Origin of the sequence: Mycobacterium sp. GA-0227b (assembly GCF_001499855.1) — a bacterium.
GTDB lineage: Bacteria > Actinomycetota > Actinomycetes > Mycobacteriales > Mycobacteriaceae > Mycobacterium.
The window spans coordinates 197,153-210,356 of sequence record NZ_LQIK01000002.1 but is presented as its reverse complement, the minus strand read 5'-3'; the positions used below and the strand labels follow the sequence as shown (position 1 = coordinate 210,356).

The 13,204-nt window shown below is 68.2% G+C and carries 13 protein-coding genes; 5 read left to right on the top strand and 8 right to left on the bottom strand.

Features of this window, described 5'->3' with window-relative positions; genetic code table 11:
• The gene (locus AU185_RS03675; protein WP_059099351.1) at nt 1-1,227 is read left to right on the top strand and encodes an acyl-CoA dehydrogenase family protein; all 1,227 of its coding nucleotides are present in this window, start codon (nt 1-3) and stop codon (nt 1,225-1,227) included.
• Here AU185_RS03675 and AU185_RS03670 read toward each other — a convergent pair.
• The 4 genes from AU185_RS03670 to infC form a co-directional block, all read right to left on the bottom strand.
• A complete protein-coding gene (locus AU185_RS03670) occupies nt 1,224-2,000 on the bottom strand; it encodes a TrmH family RNA methyltransferase (protein ID WP_172800200.1) in 777 nt (258 codons plus the stop codon). The two genes, AU185_RS03675 and AU185_RS03670, sit on opposite strands and share 4 nt — an antisense overlap.
• Nucleotides 1,997-2,386: a 50S ribosomal protein L20 gene (rplT, locus tag AU185_RS03665; protein ID WP_059099353.1), complete on the bottom strand. Its 390-nt coding sequence runs from the start codon at nt 2,384-2,386 to the stop codon at nt 1,997-1,999. Before rplT ends, AU185_RS03670 begins: the two co-directional genes overlap by 4 nt.
• A gap of 63 nt (nt 2,387-2,449) precedes the next feature.
• A complete protein-coding gene (gene rpmI, locus AU185_RS03660; protein ID WP_059099354.1) occupies nt 2,450-2,644 on the bottom strand; it encodes a 50S ribosomal protein L35 in 195 nt (64 codons plus the stop codon).
• Between the two features lie 20 nt (nt 2,645-2,664).
• Nucleotides 2,665-3,252: a translation initiation factor IF-3 gene (gene infC / locus AU185_RS03655; protein ID WP_082683722.1), complete on the bottom strand. Its 588-nt coding sequence runs from the start codon at nt 3,250-3,252 to the stop codon at nt 2,665-2,667.
• Nucleotides 3,253-3,480: 228 nt separating this feature from the next.
• Between infC and AU185_RS03650 the strand changes: the two genes are divergently transcribed.
• Genes AU185_RS03650 through AU185_RS03640 form a run of 3 tightly spaced genes read left to right on the top strand, consistent with a single transcriptional unit; the run spans nt 3,481 to nt 7,524 of the window.
• A complete protein-coding gene (locus AU185_RS03650) occupies nt 3,481-3,843 on the top strand; it encodes a DUF1844 domain-containing protein (protein WP_059099356.1) in 363 nt (120 codons plus the stop codon).
• A gap of 43 nt (nt 3,844-3,886) precedes the next feature.
• Nucleotides 3,887-7,195 (top strand): bifunctional lysylphosphatidylglycerol synthetase/lysine--tRNA ligase LysX, encoded by a 3,309-nt coding sequence (gene lysX / locus AU185_RS03645; RefSeq protein WP_059099357.1) that lies wholly within the window; start codon nt 3,887-3,889, stop codon nt 7,193-7,195.
• Between the two features lie 17 nt (nt 7,196-7,212).
• Nucleotides 7,213-7,524 carry a hypothetical protein gene (locus AU185_RS03640; protein WP_059099358.1) on the top strand — a complete coding sequence of 104 codons (312 nt, stop codon included), beginning with the start codon at nt 7,213-7,215 and terminating at the stop codon, nt 7,522-7,524.
• Here the strand turns inward: AU185_RS03640 and AU185_RS03635 are convergent.
• Nucleotides 7,518-8,597, bottom strand: a complete 1,080-nt coding sequence (locus AU185_RS03635; protein WP_059099359.1) for a hypothetical protein — start codon at nt 8,595-8,597, stop codon at nt 7,518-7,520. The two genes, AU185_RS03640 and AU185_RS03635, sit on opposite strands and share 7 nt — an antisense overlap.
• A complete protein-coding gene (locus tag AU185_RS03630) occupies nt 8,594-9,892 on the bottom strand; it encodes a hypothetical protein (protein WP_059099393.1) in 1,299 nt (432 codons plus the stop codon). Before AU185_RS03630 ends, AU185_RS03635 begins: the two co-directional genes overlap by 4 nt.
• Before the next feature lie 83 nt (nt 9,893-9,975).
• On the opposite strand from AU185_RS03630, the gene AU185_RS03625 reads away from it, so the two are divergent.
• Nucleotides 9,976-10,386 carry a hypothetical protein gene (locus AU185_RS03625; RefSeq protein ID WP_197413437.1) on the top strand — a complete coding sequence of 137 codons (411 nt, stop codon included), beginning with the start codon at nt 9,976-9,978 and terminating at the stop codon, nt 10,384-10,386.
• Here AU185_RS03625 and AU185_RS03620 read toward each other — a convergent pair whose 3' ends face one another.
• Nucleotides 10,387-11,595, bottom strand: a complete 1,209-nt coding sequence (locus AU185_RS03620; protein ID WP_059099360.1) for a CHAT domain-containing protein — start codon at nt 11,593-11,595, stop codon at nt 10,387-10,389.
• On the bottom strand, nt 11,577-13,151 hold the full coding sequence (locus tag AU185_RS03615) for an NACHT domain-containing protein (RefSeq protein WP_059099394.1): 1,575 nt from the start codon (nt 13,149-13,151) through the stop codon (nt 11,577-11,579). The genes AU185_RS03620 and AU185_RS03615 overlap by 19 nt, the downstream gene beginning before the upstream one ends.
• Nucleotides 13,152-13,204: the final 53 nt, after the last annotated feature.

Here is a 13,204-nt window from a genome sequence, read left to right as displayed (position 1 = left end):
ATGCTCGAATGGTCTGATGTCGATCTCGCCGTGCGCGACGCCGTACGCGAGTTCGTCGACAAGGAAATCCGCCCGCACGTCGACGCGCTGGAAAGCGGCGAGATGGAGCCCTACCCCATCGTCCGCAAGCTGTTCGCGACGTTCGGCATCACCGAGATGGCCCGCGAGTCGCTGAACAAGCGGCTGGCCCGGTTGCGCGACGGCGGCGAGTCGTCGAACAAACCGTCGAGCGGCGGCATGTTCGGAGACGGAGCCGGTGGCATGGGCTTCGTCGTCGTCAGCGAATTGTGCCGGGTAGCGATGGGCGTCGTCACCGGGATGGGTGTCAGCCTCGGCCTGACGGTGCCGACGATCATGAGCCGTGGCACGCTGGCTCAGCAGGAGCGCTGGCTGCCCGACCTGGTCACCTACGACAAGGTGGGCGCATGGGCGATCACCGAACCGGATTCGGGCTCGGACGCGTTCGGCGGGATGAAGTCCTACGTCGTGCGCGACGGTGAGGACTACATCCTCAACGGCCAGAAGACGTTCATCACCAACGGGCCCGACGCCGACGTCGTGGTCGTGTACGCCAAGCTCGACGAACCCGGTGTCGAGAAGCGCGATCGCAAAGTGCTGACCTTCGTGCTGGACCGCGGCATGGAGGGCTTCGTGCAGTCGAAGCCGTTCCGCAAGATGGGGATTCACAGTTCGCGCACCGGGGAGTTGTTCTTCAACAACGTCCGGCTGGGTCGCGATCGGCTGCTCGGCGAAACGGAGGACGCCGCCGGCGACGGACGCGCCAGCGCACGGTCGAACTTCTCCGCCGAGCGCATCGGGGTCGCCGCGATGTCGCTGGGCGTCATCGAGGAGTGCCTGCGCTTGTCGGTCGACTATGCGAAGAGCCGAACGCTGTGGGGCCAGGAGATCGCCCAGTTCCAGTTGATCCAGCTCAAGCTGGCCAACATGGAAGTTGCTCGAATGAACGTGCGCAACATCCTGTTCCGGGTCATCGAGGCGGCACAGACGGGCACCGCGATCTCGCTGCCGGAGGCTTCGGCGATCAAGTGGTACTGCTCGCAGGCCGCCACGGACGTCGCGATGGAGGCCGTGCAGTTGTTCGGCGGCAACGGTTACATGACCGAGTACCGCGTCGAGCAGTTAGCCCGCGACGCCAAGTCGCTGATGATCTACGCCGGCAGCAACGAGGTGCAGATCACCCACGTGGCACGGGGATTGCTGAGTTAGGGCCGGGCCTGCGCGCTCTGGTACAGGCAGATCGCCGCGGCCGAGGCCACGTTGAGGCTCTCGGCGCGACCCGGCATCGGGATGTGCACCCGGTGGTCGGCCGTGATGGCCAATTCGGTTGACAGGCCGTGCGCTTCGGGCCCGAACAACCACGCCGTCGGCGCGGTGAGGTCCACGTCTTCCAACGACACCTCGCCGTCGACGGTGGTGGCCAGCACCTGCAGCCCGGCCTCGCCCAACGCGGCGACGACCCCGCCGGCATCGGCGGCCTCACCCCCGTCGACCACCGGGATCGAGAAGATGCTGCCCGCCGACGCTCTCAGGCACTTGCCGTTGTACGGGTCGACACTGTGGCCGGCGAGCACGACGGCGTCGGCGCCCATCGCGTCGGCGATGCGGATCAGCGTGCCGGCGTTGCCCGGTTCGGAAATGTCCACCGCGACCGCCACCAGCCGCGGAGAACCGGCCAGCACGTCAGGCAGCGATGTCTCCGGTGTCGAACACACCGCGACCAGACCGACTGGAGTCACGGTTTCCGACAACGCTTTTGCCGCCCGTTCGGTGACCAGGTGCACGGGCGCGTCGGCCAGCATCGGACCGAACCGGTCCAGCGCGGCTTCGGTGACGAACACCTCGGATACGAGTCCGCGCCGCAGCGCCGCCTCGACGAGGTTGGGCCCCTCGGCGAGGAAGCGGGCGGCGCGGCGTCGTCCGACGTGGCGGTGCAGCTTGACCGCTGCGACCACCCGGGCGGAGCGTTCAGTGAGCGTCAGGCAGCCTCGCCCGAGGGCGCGTTCACATCACTGGGCAGCGCACCCTTGGCGACCTCCACCAACGCGGTGAACGCGCCCGGATCACTGACGGCGATCTCGGCGAGGTTCTTGCGGTCCACCTCGACCCCGGCGGCCTTCAGGCCCTGGATCAGCCGGTTGTAGGTGATGTCGTTGGCCCGGGCCGCGGCGTTGATGCGAGAGATCCACAGTTTGCGGAACTCACCCTTGCGGGCGCGGCGGTCGCGGTAGGCGTAGTTGAGCGAATGCAGCTGCTGCTCTTTGGCCTTGCGGTACAGCCGCGACCGCTGGCCCCGATAGCCCTTGGATGCCTTGAGTATGGTGCGCCGCTTCTTTTGGGCGTTGACTGCGCGCTTGACGCGTGCCATGGGAGTGTTCCTTCGTTCAGGTCGTACGAGACGTCATACGAGATGACTACGAGACAAATACGGTCAGCCGTTGAGCATCTTCTTGACGCGGGCGGTGTCGTTGGCCGACACGCCGGTGCGGCCTTCGAGACGCCGGGTCCTGGTGCTCGGCTTGTGCTCGAGCAAGTGGCGACGGTTGGCCTTCTGGCGCACGATCTTGCCGGTCCCGGTGCGCCGGAACCGCTTGGAAGCGCCGCTGTGGGTCTTCGCCTTGGGCATATGTCCTCTGCTCTGTCGTTCTAACTGGTTCTGTCGGGTGCTGGGGCCGGCTCTGCGGAGCCTTCGGCCTGCTGGGCCGCCTTGGCGCGAGTCTTCGCGCCGCGGTGCGGTGCCAGCACCATCGTCATGTTGCGGCCGTCCTGCTTGGCGGACGTCTCGACGAAGCCGTAGTCGGCGACGTCGGCGCCCAGTCGCTGCAGGAGGCGGAAGCCCAACTCGGGCCGCGACTGCTCGCGCCCGCGGAACATGATCGTCACCTTGACCTTCGACCCCGCCTCGAGGAAGCGGATCACGTGACCCTTTTTGGTCTCGTAGTCGTGCGGGTCGATCTTGGGACGGAGCTTCTGTTCCTTGACGACGGTCTGCTGCTGGTTCTTGCGAGACTCGCGTGCCTTCTGAGCCGTCTCGTATTTGAACTTTCCGTAGTCCATGATCTTGCAGACCGGCGGTTTCGCATCCGGTGCTACTTCGACGAGATCGAGATCGGCATCCGCGGCGACGCGGAGTGCATCTTCGATGCGCACAATGCCTACCTGCTCACCGCCCGGTCCGATCAGACGGACTTCAGGTACGCGGATGCGCTCGTTGACGCGGGTCTCAGTGCTGATGGGGCCTCCTACTGTTGTCCTCTAGGAGTCCACTTCCGTCAGCACTCTGCTCAACCGAACAGAAAAGCCCTGCTCACAGCAGGGCCCACAGCCGACCAGGACAGGCATAAATGCCTGTGACCGGACCGCTGAGCCTTCGGAAGGTTCCTGTGGCCAGCGGTGGGAGAGGGACTCCACTTGCTGTCCCTGGCGTTTGCCGGGACGGTCGCGCATGCCAGTCTAACAGGCGTGACCGATGACTCGAACCCACGCGACCTGGACGGCTCGGCCGTGCGCGACCTGGCCGACATCCCCGCCGTCGAGGTGATCACCCGGTCAGCGGTCATGCTGATGAGCGCCGCCGCGGAGAAGCTGGGCTTGTCGGCCGAGAACCCCGACGACAGTCCGCACCGCGATCTCGACGAGGCGCGCCGGCTGATCACCGCGCTGGCCGGATTGGTCACCGCGTCCGCCGAGTATCTCGGACCGCACGCCGGACCGGTCCGCGACGGGCTGAAGACGCTGCAGTTGGCGTTCCGCGAAGCCAGCGCTTCGCCGGATGAGCCCGGGCACGGTCCCGGCGAGAAATACACCGGTCCCGTGTGGTCGTGAGTCACCGCCCATTTCGCGTCACAACCGAATAATGTCGCGGCGTATGACCGTCGCCAGCCTGCCCAGCACCCGCCGCAGGTCCGGGTATTGGTGGGTGCCCGCGGCGGCCGGCTGGACCGTCGGCGTCATCGCCACGCTGTCGTTGTTGGCGAGCGTCTCGCCGTTCGTGCGATCGGTCATCAAAGTGCCGCGCGAGTTCGTCAACGACTACATCTTCAACTTCCCCGACACGAGCTTCGCGTGGGCGTTCGTGCTGGCGCTGCTGGCCGCCGCCCTGGCGGCGCGCAAGAGCATCGCGTGGTGGCTTTTGCTCGGCTACATGGTGGCCGCGATCGGTTGGAACATCGCGGACCTGATCACCGGCGACGAATCGGCGATGCAGGAGATCGGCGAGGTGATCGGGCTGATCTTCCATGTCGCCGCGATCCTTTTACTGCTCTTGGCCCGGCGCGAGTTCTGGGCGAAAGTGCGCCGCGGCGCGCTGCTCAAGGCGGCGGCCGTGCTGGTCGCGGGTTTGGCGATCGGTACGGCGATCGGGTGGGGGCTGCTCGAATTGTTCCCCGGCTCGCTGGCTCGCGATGACCGATTCTGGTACGCGCTGAACCGGGTCGGCGCGTTCGCGGGGGCGGACTCGTCCAACTTCTCCGGACATCCGCATGTACTCGTCAACGCGCTGCTCGGGCTGTTCGGCGCGGTGGCCCTGATGGTCGCGGCAGTCGTGCTGTTTCAGTCCCAGCGGGCCGACAATGCCCTCACCGGCGAGGACGAATCAGCGCTGCGCGGGCTGCTGGAGTTGTTCGGTAAGAACGACTCGCTCGGCTATTTCGCGACGCGCCGCGACAAGGCGGTGGTGTTCGCCCCGACCGGGCGGGCCGCCATCACCTACCGCGTCGAGGTCGGTGTCTGCCTGGCCAGCGGGGACCCCGTCGGCGACCCGAAAGCATGGCCCGCGGCAATCGATGCGTGGTTGGCGCTGTGTCAGACCTACGGCTGGGCGCCCGGTGTGATGGGCGCAAGCTCCGCCGGCGCGGAGGCGTTTCGCGCGGCGGGCCTCAACGCGTTGCAGCTCGGCGACGAAGCCATCCTCCATCCCGACACATTCCGACTCTCCGGACCGGACATGCGCGCCGTCCGGCAGGCGGTGACACGCGCCCGTCGCGCGGGCGTCAGCGTGCGCATTCGCAGGCACCGCGATCTGGGCTCCGAGGAGATGGCCGAGGTCATCGCCCGGGCGGACGCCTGGCGCGACACCGACGACGAGCGGGGTTTCTCGATGGCACTGGGCAGGCTCGGTGACCCCGCCGACGGTGACTGCCTGCTGGTGGAGGCCGTGCAGCATGATGACGTTGTCGCGATGCTCTCGCTGGTGCCATGGGGCGCCACCGGCGTCTCGCTGGATTTGATGCGCCGTTCACCCCAATCCCCCAACGGCACCATCGAGCTGATGGTCAGCGAACTGTGTATGCAGGCCGAAGACATTGGCGTCACGAGGGTTTCGCTGAACTTCGCGATGTTCCGCTCGGCTTTCGAGCAGGGCGCGCAGCTGGGCGCCGGGCCGGTCGCACGGCTGTGGCGCGGGCTTCTGGTGTTCTTCTCGCGGTGGTGGCAACTCGAGACGCTGTACCGGTCGAACATGAAATATCAACCGGAATGGGTGCCGCGCTACGCCTGTTACGAAGACGCCCGGCTGGTGCCGCGGGTCGGGGTGGCATCGGTGATCGCCGAAGGTTTTCTCGTCCTGCCGTTCTCGCGGCGCCATGAGCAGCCGCACACCGGACACCACACCGCGGTGCCGAGGAATCTGATGGCGACGGGACTGCTGCACCACGACGGCACGGCCCCGGACGTCAGCGGCCTGGCGGTGGACCTGCCCGACGGCGACGAGCCACGGCTGCCCGAACAGGTCCGGGTACGGATGGCCAAGCTCAAAGCGTTGCAGGACAACGGGATCGATGCCTACCCCGTCGGCAGGGAGCCGTCACACACCGTCGCGGCGGCCTTGGGAACCGAAGCCGCCGATGGCGAAATGATCTCGGTCGCGGGCCGGGTGCTGCGCAGCCGCGACTACGGCGGCGTGCTGTTCGCCCAGCTGCGCGACTGGTCCGGCGAAATTCAACTGCTGCTGGACAATTCGTTGCTCGAGTCGGGGGCGACCGCCGACTTCACCCACGCCATCGACCTGGGCGACCTGATCGAGGTCTCCGGCACGATGGGCTACAGCAAGAAGGGCACCCGCTCGTTGCTGGTGCACGACTGGCGGCTGATCGGCAAGTGCCTGCGTCCATTGCCCGACAAGTGGAAAGGGTTGACCGATCAGGAGGCTCGGGTCCGCGCCCGCTACGTCGACCTGGCGATCAACACCGATGCCCGCGACCTGATCCGCGCGCGAAGTGGTGTGCTGCACGCGATCCGGGAGACGTTGGTCGGCAAGGGATTCCTCGAGGTCGAGACACCGATCCTGCAGCAGGTCCACGGAGGCGCGAACGCCCGCCCGTTTTTGACCCACATCAACGCCTACGACCTCGACCTCTACCTGCGCATCGCCCCCGAGCTCTACCTCAAGCGGCTGTGCGTCGGCGGGGTGGAGCGGGTCTTCGAGCTGGGCCGAGCGTTCCGCAACGAGGGCGTGGACTTCAGCCACAATCCCGAATTCACGCTGCTGGAGGCCTATCAGGCCCACGCGGACTACAACGTGTGGATCGAAGGTTGCCGCGAGTTGATCCAGAACGCGGCCGAGGCCGCCAACGGCTCACAGGTGTTCTACCGAGCGCGTGACGACGGCACGCCCGAACCCGTCGACATCTCGGGGCAGTGGAGGGTCAAGACCGTGCACGGCGCGGTGTCGGAGGCGCTCGGCGAGCAGATCTGCCCCGACACCGACCTGGCGACGCTGCGCAAGCTGTGCGACGCCGCCGACATCCCTTACCTGACGCACTGGGACGCCGGCGCGGTGGTGCTGGAACTCTACGAGCGACTCGTCGAGGACCGCACCGAAGAGCCGACCTTCTACAAGGACTTCCCGACGTCGGTGTCACCGCTGACCCGGCCGCACCGCAGCATTCCCGGTGTCGCCGAACGCTGGGACCTTGTCGCGTGGGGCGTCGAACTCGGCACCGCCTACAGCGAACTCACCGATCCGGTCGAGCAGCGAAGGCGGTTGCAGGAGCAGTCGCTGCTGGCCGCGGGCGGCGATCCCGAGGCGATGGAACTCGACGAGGATTTCCTGCAGGCCATGGAGTACGCGATGCCACCGACGGGTGGACTCGGCATGGGCGTGGACCGCGTCGTCATGCTGATCACCGGCCGCAGCATCCGAGAGACGCTCCCGTTCCCGTTGGCCAAGCCGCGCTGACGGGTACCGTGAGCGATATGCCGGACGAACCGCCTCCCGACCCGGAACCCGCGGTCGACGCCGAGATCGTCGAGCCCAAACCCGAGGCCACCACCCCCGTCGAACCGGTCGACAGCGGATACACCCCGGGCGGCGTCCCGACGTACGAATCCGTGCGAGAGAAGATCGAAACCCGGTACGGCACCGCGATCGGCGCGTCTGAACTCGCCGCGGAGACACCGGAGGGCCGCAGCGTCGCCGAGCAGTACGAGGAGCGACAGCGAGCGGCCGCCGAGCGGCTCGATCGAATCCGCGAGCAGATGAACAAGCAGTCCGACGACTCTCAGTAATCCGATTCGGCGGCCAGGATCTCGGCCAGAAACGCGTCGGCGACCGGTTGCCGCAACCGAAACCGGGCGAACGCCCGCACCCTCTCGCGCGTCTGCACCGACTCGGCGACATCGACACCGACAATCACCGTGGTGTCCCGCCAATCGTGGTTCCAGGCAGCGGGTTCGGTGATCGGCCGCCGCTGCGGATCGACAAGCGGGACCGCGGCACGCCCGTCCGCCCCGAGCGCGCCCGCTCCGCCGACAGTGCCCGACTGCAACCGCACCGCGATGCCATGCGGTGAGCCCAGACCCGTCAACTCCGCGCCGATCATCCCGTTGACCACGTCGCCGTCCAACTCGACGGTCCAGTCGACGGCGCCCTCCGCAGCATCGAAGATGCCCGGCGGTACGGCGCCCCAGTTGATCGAGGCGGTGCCGCCGGCGATGACGCCCGCACCTCGACCGCCCGCCTCCGCCCCGGCCGCGAGCGCGTAATCGTCACGCCGCTTTGTCACCGGTTCCGCGTCCAACGCGACGCCGATGTCGTCGGCGACGTTTCGGCACCTCTCGACGAGCGCACCGATCCGCGGATCACCTTCCAGCACAGCAGCATTCAACGCCGCCGCGTGCGGGGCCAGCAGATGGGTGAGCTCCGAATCGAAGGTGTCGTCGCCGAAGTAGTCCTGCGCGGCGGCGGTCAGCAGCGCGACTTCGGCATCCAGGATCGCGCTGTCGAGCACCGGGATCGCATCGCGCTGGCTGGCCGGCCACCAACGTCGCAGCCAATGCCCGAGCGCCAGCCTGCGCAGCGGCTCCAGCGCCCCCGGCAGTAGGTTCACGTCCACCACCTCGACGCTGTCGACGGCGCTGCGGCCGGTCAGCATGGACGCCACGGCGGAATGACCGGACTCGCCGACCACCCGCCACAGCCAGTCGGCGCGCGCGACATCGGTGAACGTGATCTGCGACTCGGTGACATCGTCGACCGTCCACGACAGCACCGCACCGCTGACCTCCAGCACCGCCAGAAGGGGGCTCGGCGTCGTGAGCGGCCCCGTGGTCCAGAGCCCCGAATCTGCCACCAGTCTCATCCCGCCACCTGCAGCTCCAGCATCGACTTGATCCGCTGCCGGTGGTCGAGGCTCACCGATCTCGCCACCCCTTCCAACACCGAGCGGACCTCGTCGACGTCGTCGCACGGTTCCTGCCACACGTCGCGTCCGTGCAGCCGCGCCCACAGCCGACTCAGGTACGGCCGCGCGAACGCCGCGAGGTCGTCGATCACCTGCTGTTGACGCGGATGGATCGGCCCGCCCTCGGCGAGGTAGCGGCGGGCGTGCATCACGTAGGCCTCCTTGCGCAGCCGGGCCTGGATCTGGCGGGCCAACTCGTAGCGCGGCGAGCAGTCCACCAGCGGCGCCAGCTCTACCGCGACCTCGATACCGGCGACCAGGGTGGCCTGCTTGTCCTCGGCGAGCAGGCCCCACGGCGCGCAGGCGCGGTCGACCTCTTCGGCGCACAGCGTCGGCACGTCGGGTAGTTCGTCGCGGTCCATGGCTCGCCGCAGCGTCGCACGCACCCGGTCGACCACACAGCGGTTCAGCGGACGGTCGCTGTCCGAACCACCGGTGATGGCCGGCGGTTGCTGCGGCTCAACAGAACTGAGGCCGAGGTCGACGATCGACCACGGCAGCTCCGTGCCGTTACGCGCCTTGGCTCCCAAGTTGTAAGGTGCCGCGTCGGCGATCAGCGCGTGCCAAACCCGTTGCCTGGCGGCGGTTGCGGCGTGGCTGTCGGCGGGTCCGAGCACCGTGGTCAGCCCCGCCATGAACGGGCCGGTGATCTCGCCACCGGCGTGCACGTCGTGCCAACTGCGGCGGAGTTGCCTCGACAGTTCGGCGATCACCTTCTCGTCGGAGACGAACCGGTTGAGCACCTCGATGGCGGTGCGGTCGCGATCGGCGTGGATCTGCCGCAGCACTTCCTCGGCACCGCAGTCCTGTTGAGCCGGCATGCCTTTGGTGACGGCCAGCTCGAAGCAGACCGGAAAGTACAGTTCCTGGGCATTGCCGGTGGTGATCCGCAGTCGGCGCCGCTCGCGCTTGAGTACCTCGAACCACGCTGCGGCGGCACGTAATTGGTCGCGATGTCCGACGATGACGTGATGCATCGCGTCGGCCACCTCGGGCGCCACGAACGGCGCCGAATACTGGGTGTTCGATCGGAGCCGCAGCACCAGCGGGTCGATGATCCGCTTCACGGTTCGCCGCAGTGGACCACCGTCGTCGCCGCTGAGCACCTCGACGCCGGGACCGAGCGCGCGCCACGCCCGGTCGATCACCGCCCTGCGCGGATGCGCGACGGCCACGGCCGTCTCGGTGCTCATCAGGACAGGATAGAAGTTGTGTCCGCCGGTTGACAGCCGCAAAGTTGGGTTCGGTAGCGCTGCGGCCGCCGGACCCTGAAGACATGTTCACTGCGCTGTTCGCGTTCTTCAGGCGTATCCCGCGGTTGGTGTCCGACGAGGCAGACGAGCGGCTGGCCACGGCGCACGACATTCTGGCCGCGCGCGCCGAATTCGACCGGATGATGGTCCGCAAGGGGCTGCTCACCAGCCACCGACTCGAGTTGATCCGCCACGGCATCCGATCCCGCGCGGTCGTGACTGCGATCCGCCCGACCGGGCAGACGCTCGAGGACTACCGCGAGGTCGAACTCGATGTGATGGTCAAAAAGCCTGAGGGCGGACAGTTTCCCGTCCGCGAGACGGCGCTGGTGCCCGCGTCGGCGCTGCCGAAAATCTTCCCCGGCAGCGTCATCGACACGTACTACCGGTCCGGCGACGAGTCCGCCGTCGCGATATGTGTATCCCCGACATGATCAACGTGCGCCGTCGACTGCGAAGCTGACCAGCGCCGCCCAGTACAGCGGGCTGGCGGTCGGATCGCCGGCACTCCAATCCCGCATCCGTTGCCGCTGCCAGCGGTTCACCGCGCAGCCCGCATCGTCGGCTTCGTGGGCGCGGTCGACGGCGACGATCGCTTCGCTCATCGGGTCGGCGTCCGGCTCGGCGAACCGGCGGTACCCCGCCGTTGTCGGCAATGACCACAGCGTCGCGGTGACGAGTTGCGCCCCACCGAGAATCGTCGCCGCCACCAGCCCACTGGCCTCGTCGAACTGGTAATCACCGCCGGATGCACACGCCAGCAGCGCGACCCGCGGCGGGAACGGCAACCGCGATGACATCAGTTCACCCGCGGTGAGCGGGCGGTCTTCGGCAAGGTGCAGCGCGGCTCGGTCCGCGTGACCGACGTCGCCGTCGGCGGCGGTGGCGTGGCCGACGTACAACATCCGGCTGGGTTGTCGGGCGAGCAGGCCGGCGAGCCACCGCCGGTCGGCGTCGGTGCGCCGGAACAAGTCGACAGGGGCCGGCGCGTGCGGCAGCAGCGGGCGACGCGTCGCGAGGTCGGCGAAGTGGCGGGACAGCACCGTATCCGGCGCCGGGCGACCGAGGACGGAACCCAGCGCCGAGTCGGGTCGCTGTCCGGGCACCCGCGGGTCGAGAACCAGCAAGGCCGGGTTGTCGCGCCGGCTGGCCCACCCCGCGGGGGTACGCGGGGCGTTCACGATGTTCGGCGGCGGGGCCAGCAGCACCTCGACGAGCTCCATCAGCCGGTGGCCCTCGTCGGAGGGCATTGCCAACAGGCCCCACGGCATCCTTGCCAGTCGCGCGCTTGGCGACACGAACAGAGTGGCGCGCGGCGACGACGCATGGTCGAGGAGCAGCTGCCAGGCCGCAGGTGCGATCAACTGCGTGCCCAGTGTGCGTGCAAGCTCGAATTCGCTTGTCGGCGAGGAAAATGCACCCTCGTTGATCGCACGATCGAGCGCGTCGAGACGGCTTTCCGCGTCGACCGGGTCGGGCAGGGCGCCGCCCAGACGGTCTTCCGCGGCGACGACGCCAGATTGCTCGACCACCCAGGTGACCGTCTTCGCCGGGTCGCCGACGACCCGCAGGCTGGCATAGGTCGCGACGCCGACATCGGCGAACCGCAGTACGAGTGTGCCGGTCACGGCCACGTGGACCATGCCGGCTCGTCCGCGGTGACGTCGCGACCGTACCGCTCGGCGGCGAGCGCGCGGTAACGACCGATGATCGGCGTGCCGGTCGGATCCATCACCAGCGGCGGTAGCGGTCCGAGCCTGGTCAGCGACGCGCCACCGACGACCGCCGGACCGGCGGCGACGAGGGCATACTCCTCGACGGACTCCACCGGTACCGCCGCGGTGGCCGTGTCGGCCCACGCCAGAGTGTCGGCGGACACGGGTTCGGAGCTGAACGTGCCACGCGCGCTGTGATATTCGATGAGTTCGCTGACGAGCCCGGTGTCACCCCACTCCCATGCGACGGCGAAGGCGCCCGCGAGAATCGGTGCGGAGACGTATGTCGCCCAGCGCATCCGGGCGTCGGCATCGGGTATCGCGTGCCGGACCGAGTCGACGGCCAGCGCCGCGGGCAGTTTGAGTTCGGCGGCCTGCTCCAGCTTCTGTGCGGCGTTGGCCGGGTCGGCTTGCGCGTCGGCGCGCCAGATGTTGCCGAGCTGGTCGTCCAGCCGCGCGTACTGGAGCCAGCTGTGTCGGGGCCAGGAGTCGAGTAGTTCGCGCGCCTCGGCCACGCGCTCGATTGCCGCCGCGAAATCGCCGCGGAAGATGTCGACCCAACTGCGCTGCAACAGGATCCGGTGGATGTGCAGCGGCTTCTCGATCTCCCGCCAGTGCCGCTCGGCGTGGCCCAGCCGCTCGTCGGCGTCGTCGAGCGCCTGCACCGAGATGCTGATCAGCCCGAAGTACAGCCAGCACCGCGAGACGTCGTGTGCACGCGCGTGTTCGGCGATCGCTGGGTACGCCTCGTGGACCAGCGTTTGCGCCAGCGCCCGGTCCCCCGCGGACCACGCCGCCGTGGCACGTTCGAGCTGCGTTCGCGACACGGCGAGCTTCCATTCCCGCGCCGCCGCACGGGCTCCCGCTCGCCGCAGCCAGGGTTCCGCCTCCGACAGCCGACCGGTCTCGACGCAGAACCGTCCGTAGCCGGTGGCCCCGAGGACGAGCAGGTGGTCGTGATACACACTGCCGTCACCGGGGCGTTCGATGACGTCGATCACCCGCTGCCACAGCGGAATCGACTTCACATGCAGATCGTCGTCGCAGAGTGCGACCGCGCACAGGATCTCTGCGTAGGTGATCAGGAACCGGTGTTCGTCGGCGAGTCCGGGGACGGGCTCGTCGTCGGCCAGCGCGACGAGCGCGACCTCGGCGGTTTCGTGGTCGCCGTGCGCGGCGGCCAGCCCGATCTGCAGGAACTGCGCCCGCTGCGAGTACCGGCGCGCAATTCGCTCGATCTCGGGGGTCGACATCGTCAGCCGGGCCAGGCAGTCGTGGATGCGGTGCAGGCACTCCTCGGTCCCGTTGTATGCCGTGCGGACGAGATAGATCTCGCCGAGCAGTGCGTAGACCTCCAGCATCCAGTCGTCGCGGCCGGCCTGTTCGATCTGCGGGGTCAACGACAACAGCAGGTCCTTGGCCGCCTCTTCGTTGGCGGCGAACGCCAGGTGACGGGCGCGCTCGAGGTCCGCGGGGATCGCCACCGCTGAATCATAGAAAGCGGCGGGCGTGCCAGGCACGCCCGCCGCTTCGGGAG

Coding starts and splice junctions, on each gene's coding strand:
- AU185_RS03675 (WP_059099351.1), top strand. CDS start 1: ATGCTCGAATGGTCTGATGTCGATCTCGCCGTGCGCGACGCCGTACGC.
- rplT (WP_059099353.1), bottom strand. CDS start 2,386: ATGGCACGCGTCAAGCGCGCAGTCAACGCCCAAAAGAAGCGGCGCACC.
- rpmI (WP_059099354.1), bottom strand. CDS start 2,644: ATGCCCAAGGCGAAGACCCACAGCGGCGCTTCCAAGCGGTTCCGGCGC.
- lysX (WP_059099357.1), top strand. CDS start 3,887: ATGACCGTCGCCAGCCTGCCCAGCACCCGCCGCAGGTCCGGGTATTGG.
- AU185_RS03640 (WP_059099358.1), top strand. CDS start 7,213: ATGCCGGACGAACCGCCTCCCGACCCGGAACCCGCGGTCGACGCCGAG.
- AU185_RS03635 (WP_059099359.1), bottom strand. CDS start 8,597: ATGAGACTGGTGGCAGATTCGGGGCTCTGGACCACGGGGCCGCTCACG.
- AU185_RS03630 (WP_059099393.1), bottom strand. CDS start 9,892: ATGAGCACCGAGACGGCCGTGGCCGTCGCGCATCCGCGCAGGGCGGTG.
- AU185_RS03625 (WP_197413437.1), top strand. CDS start 9,976: ATGTTCACTGCGCTGTTCGCGTTCTTCAGGCGTATCCCGCGGTTGGTG.
- AU185_RS03620 (WP_059099360.1), bottom strand. CDS start 11,595: ATGGTCCACGTGGCCGTGACCGGCACACTCGTACTGCGGTTCGCCGAT.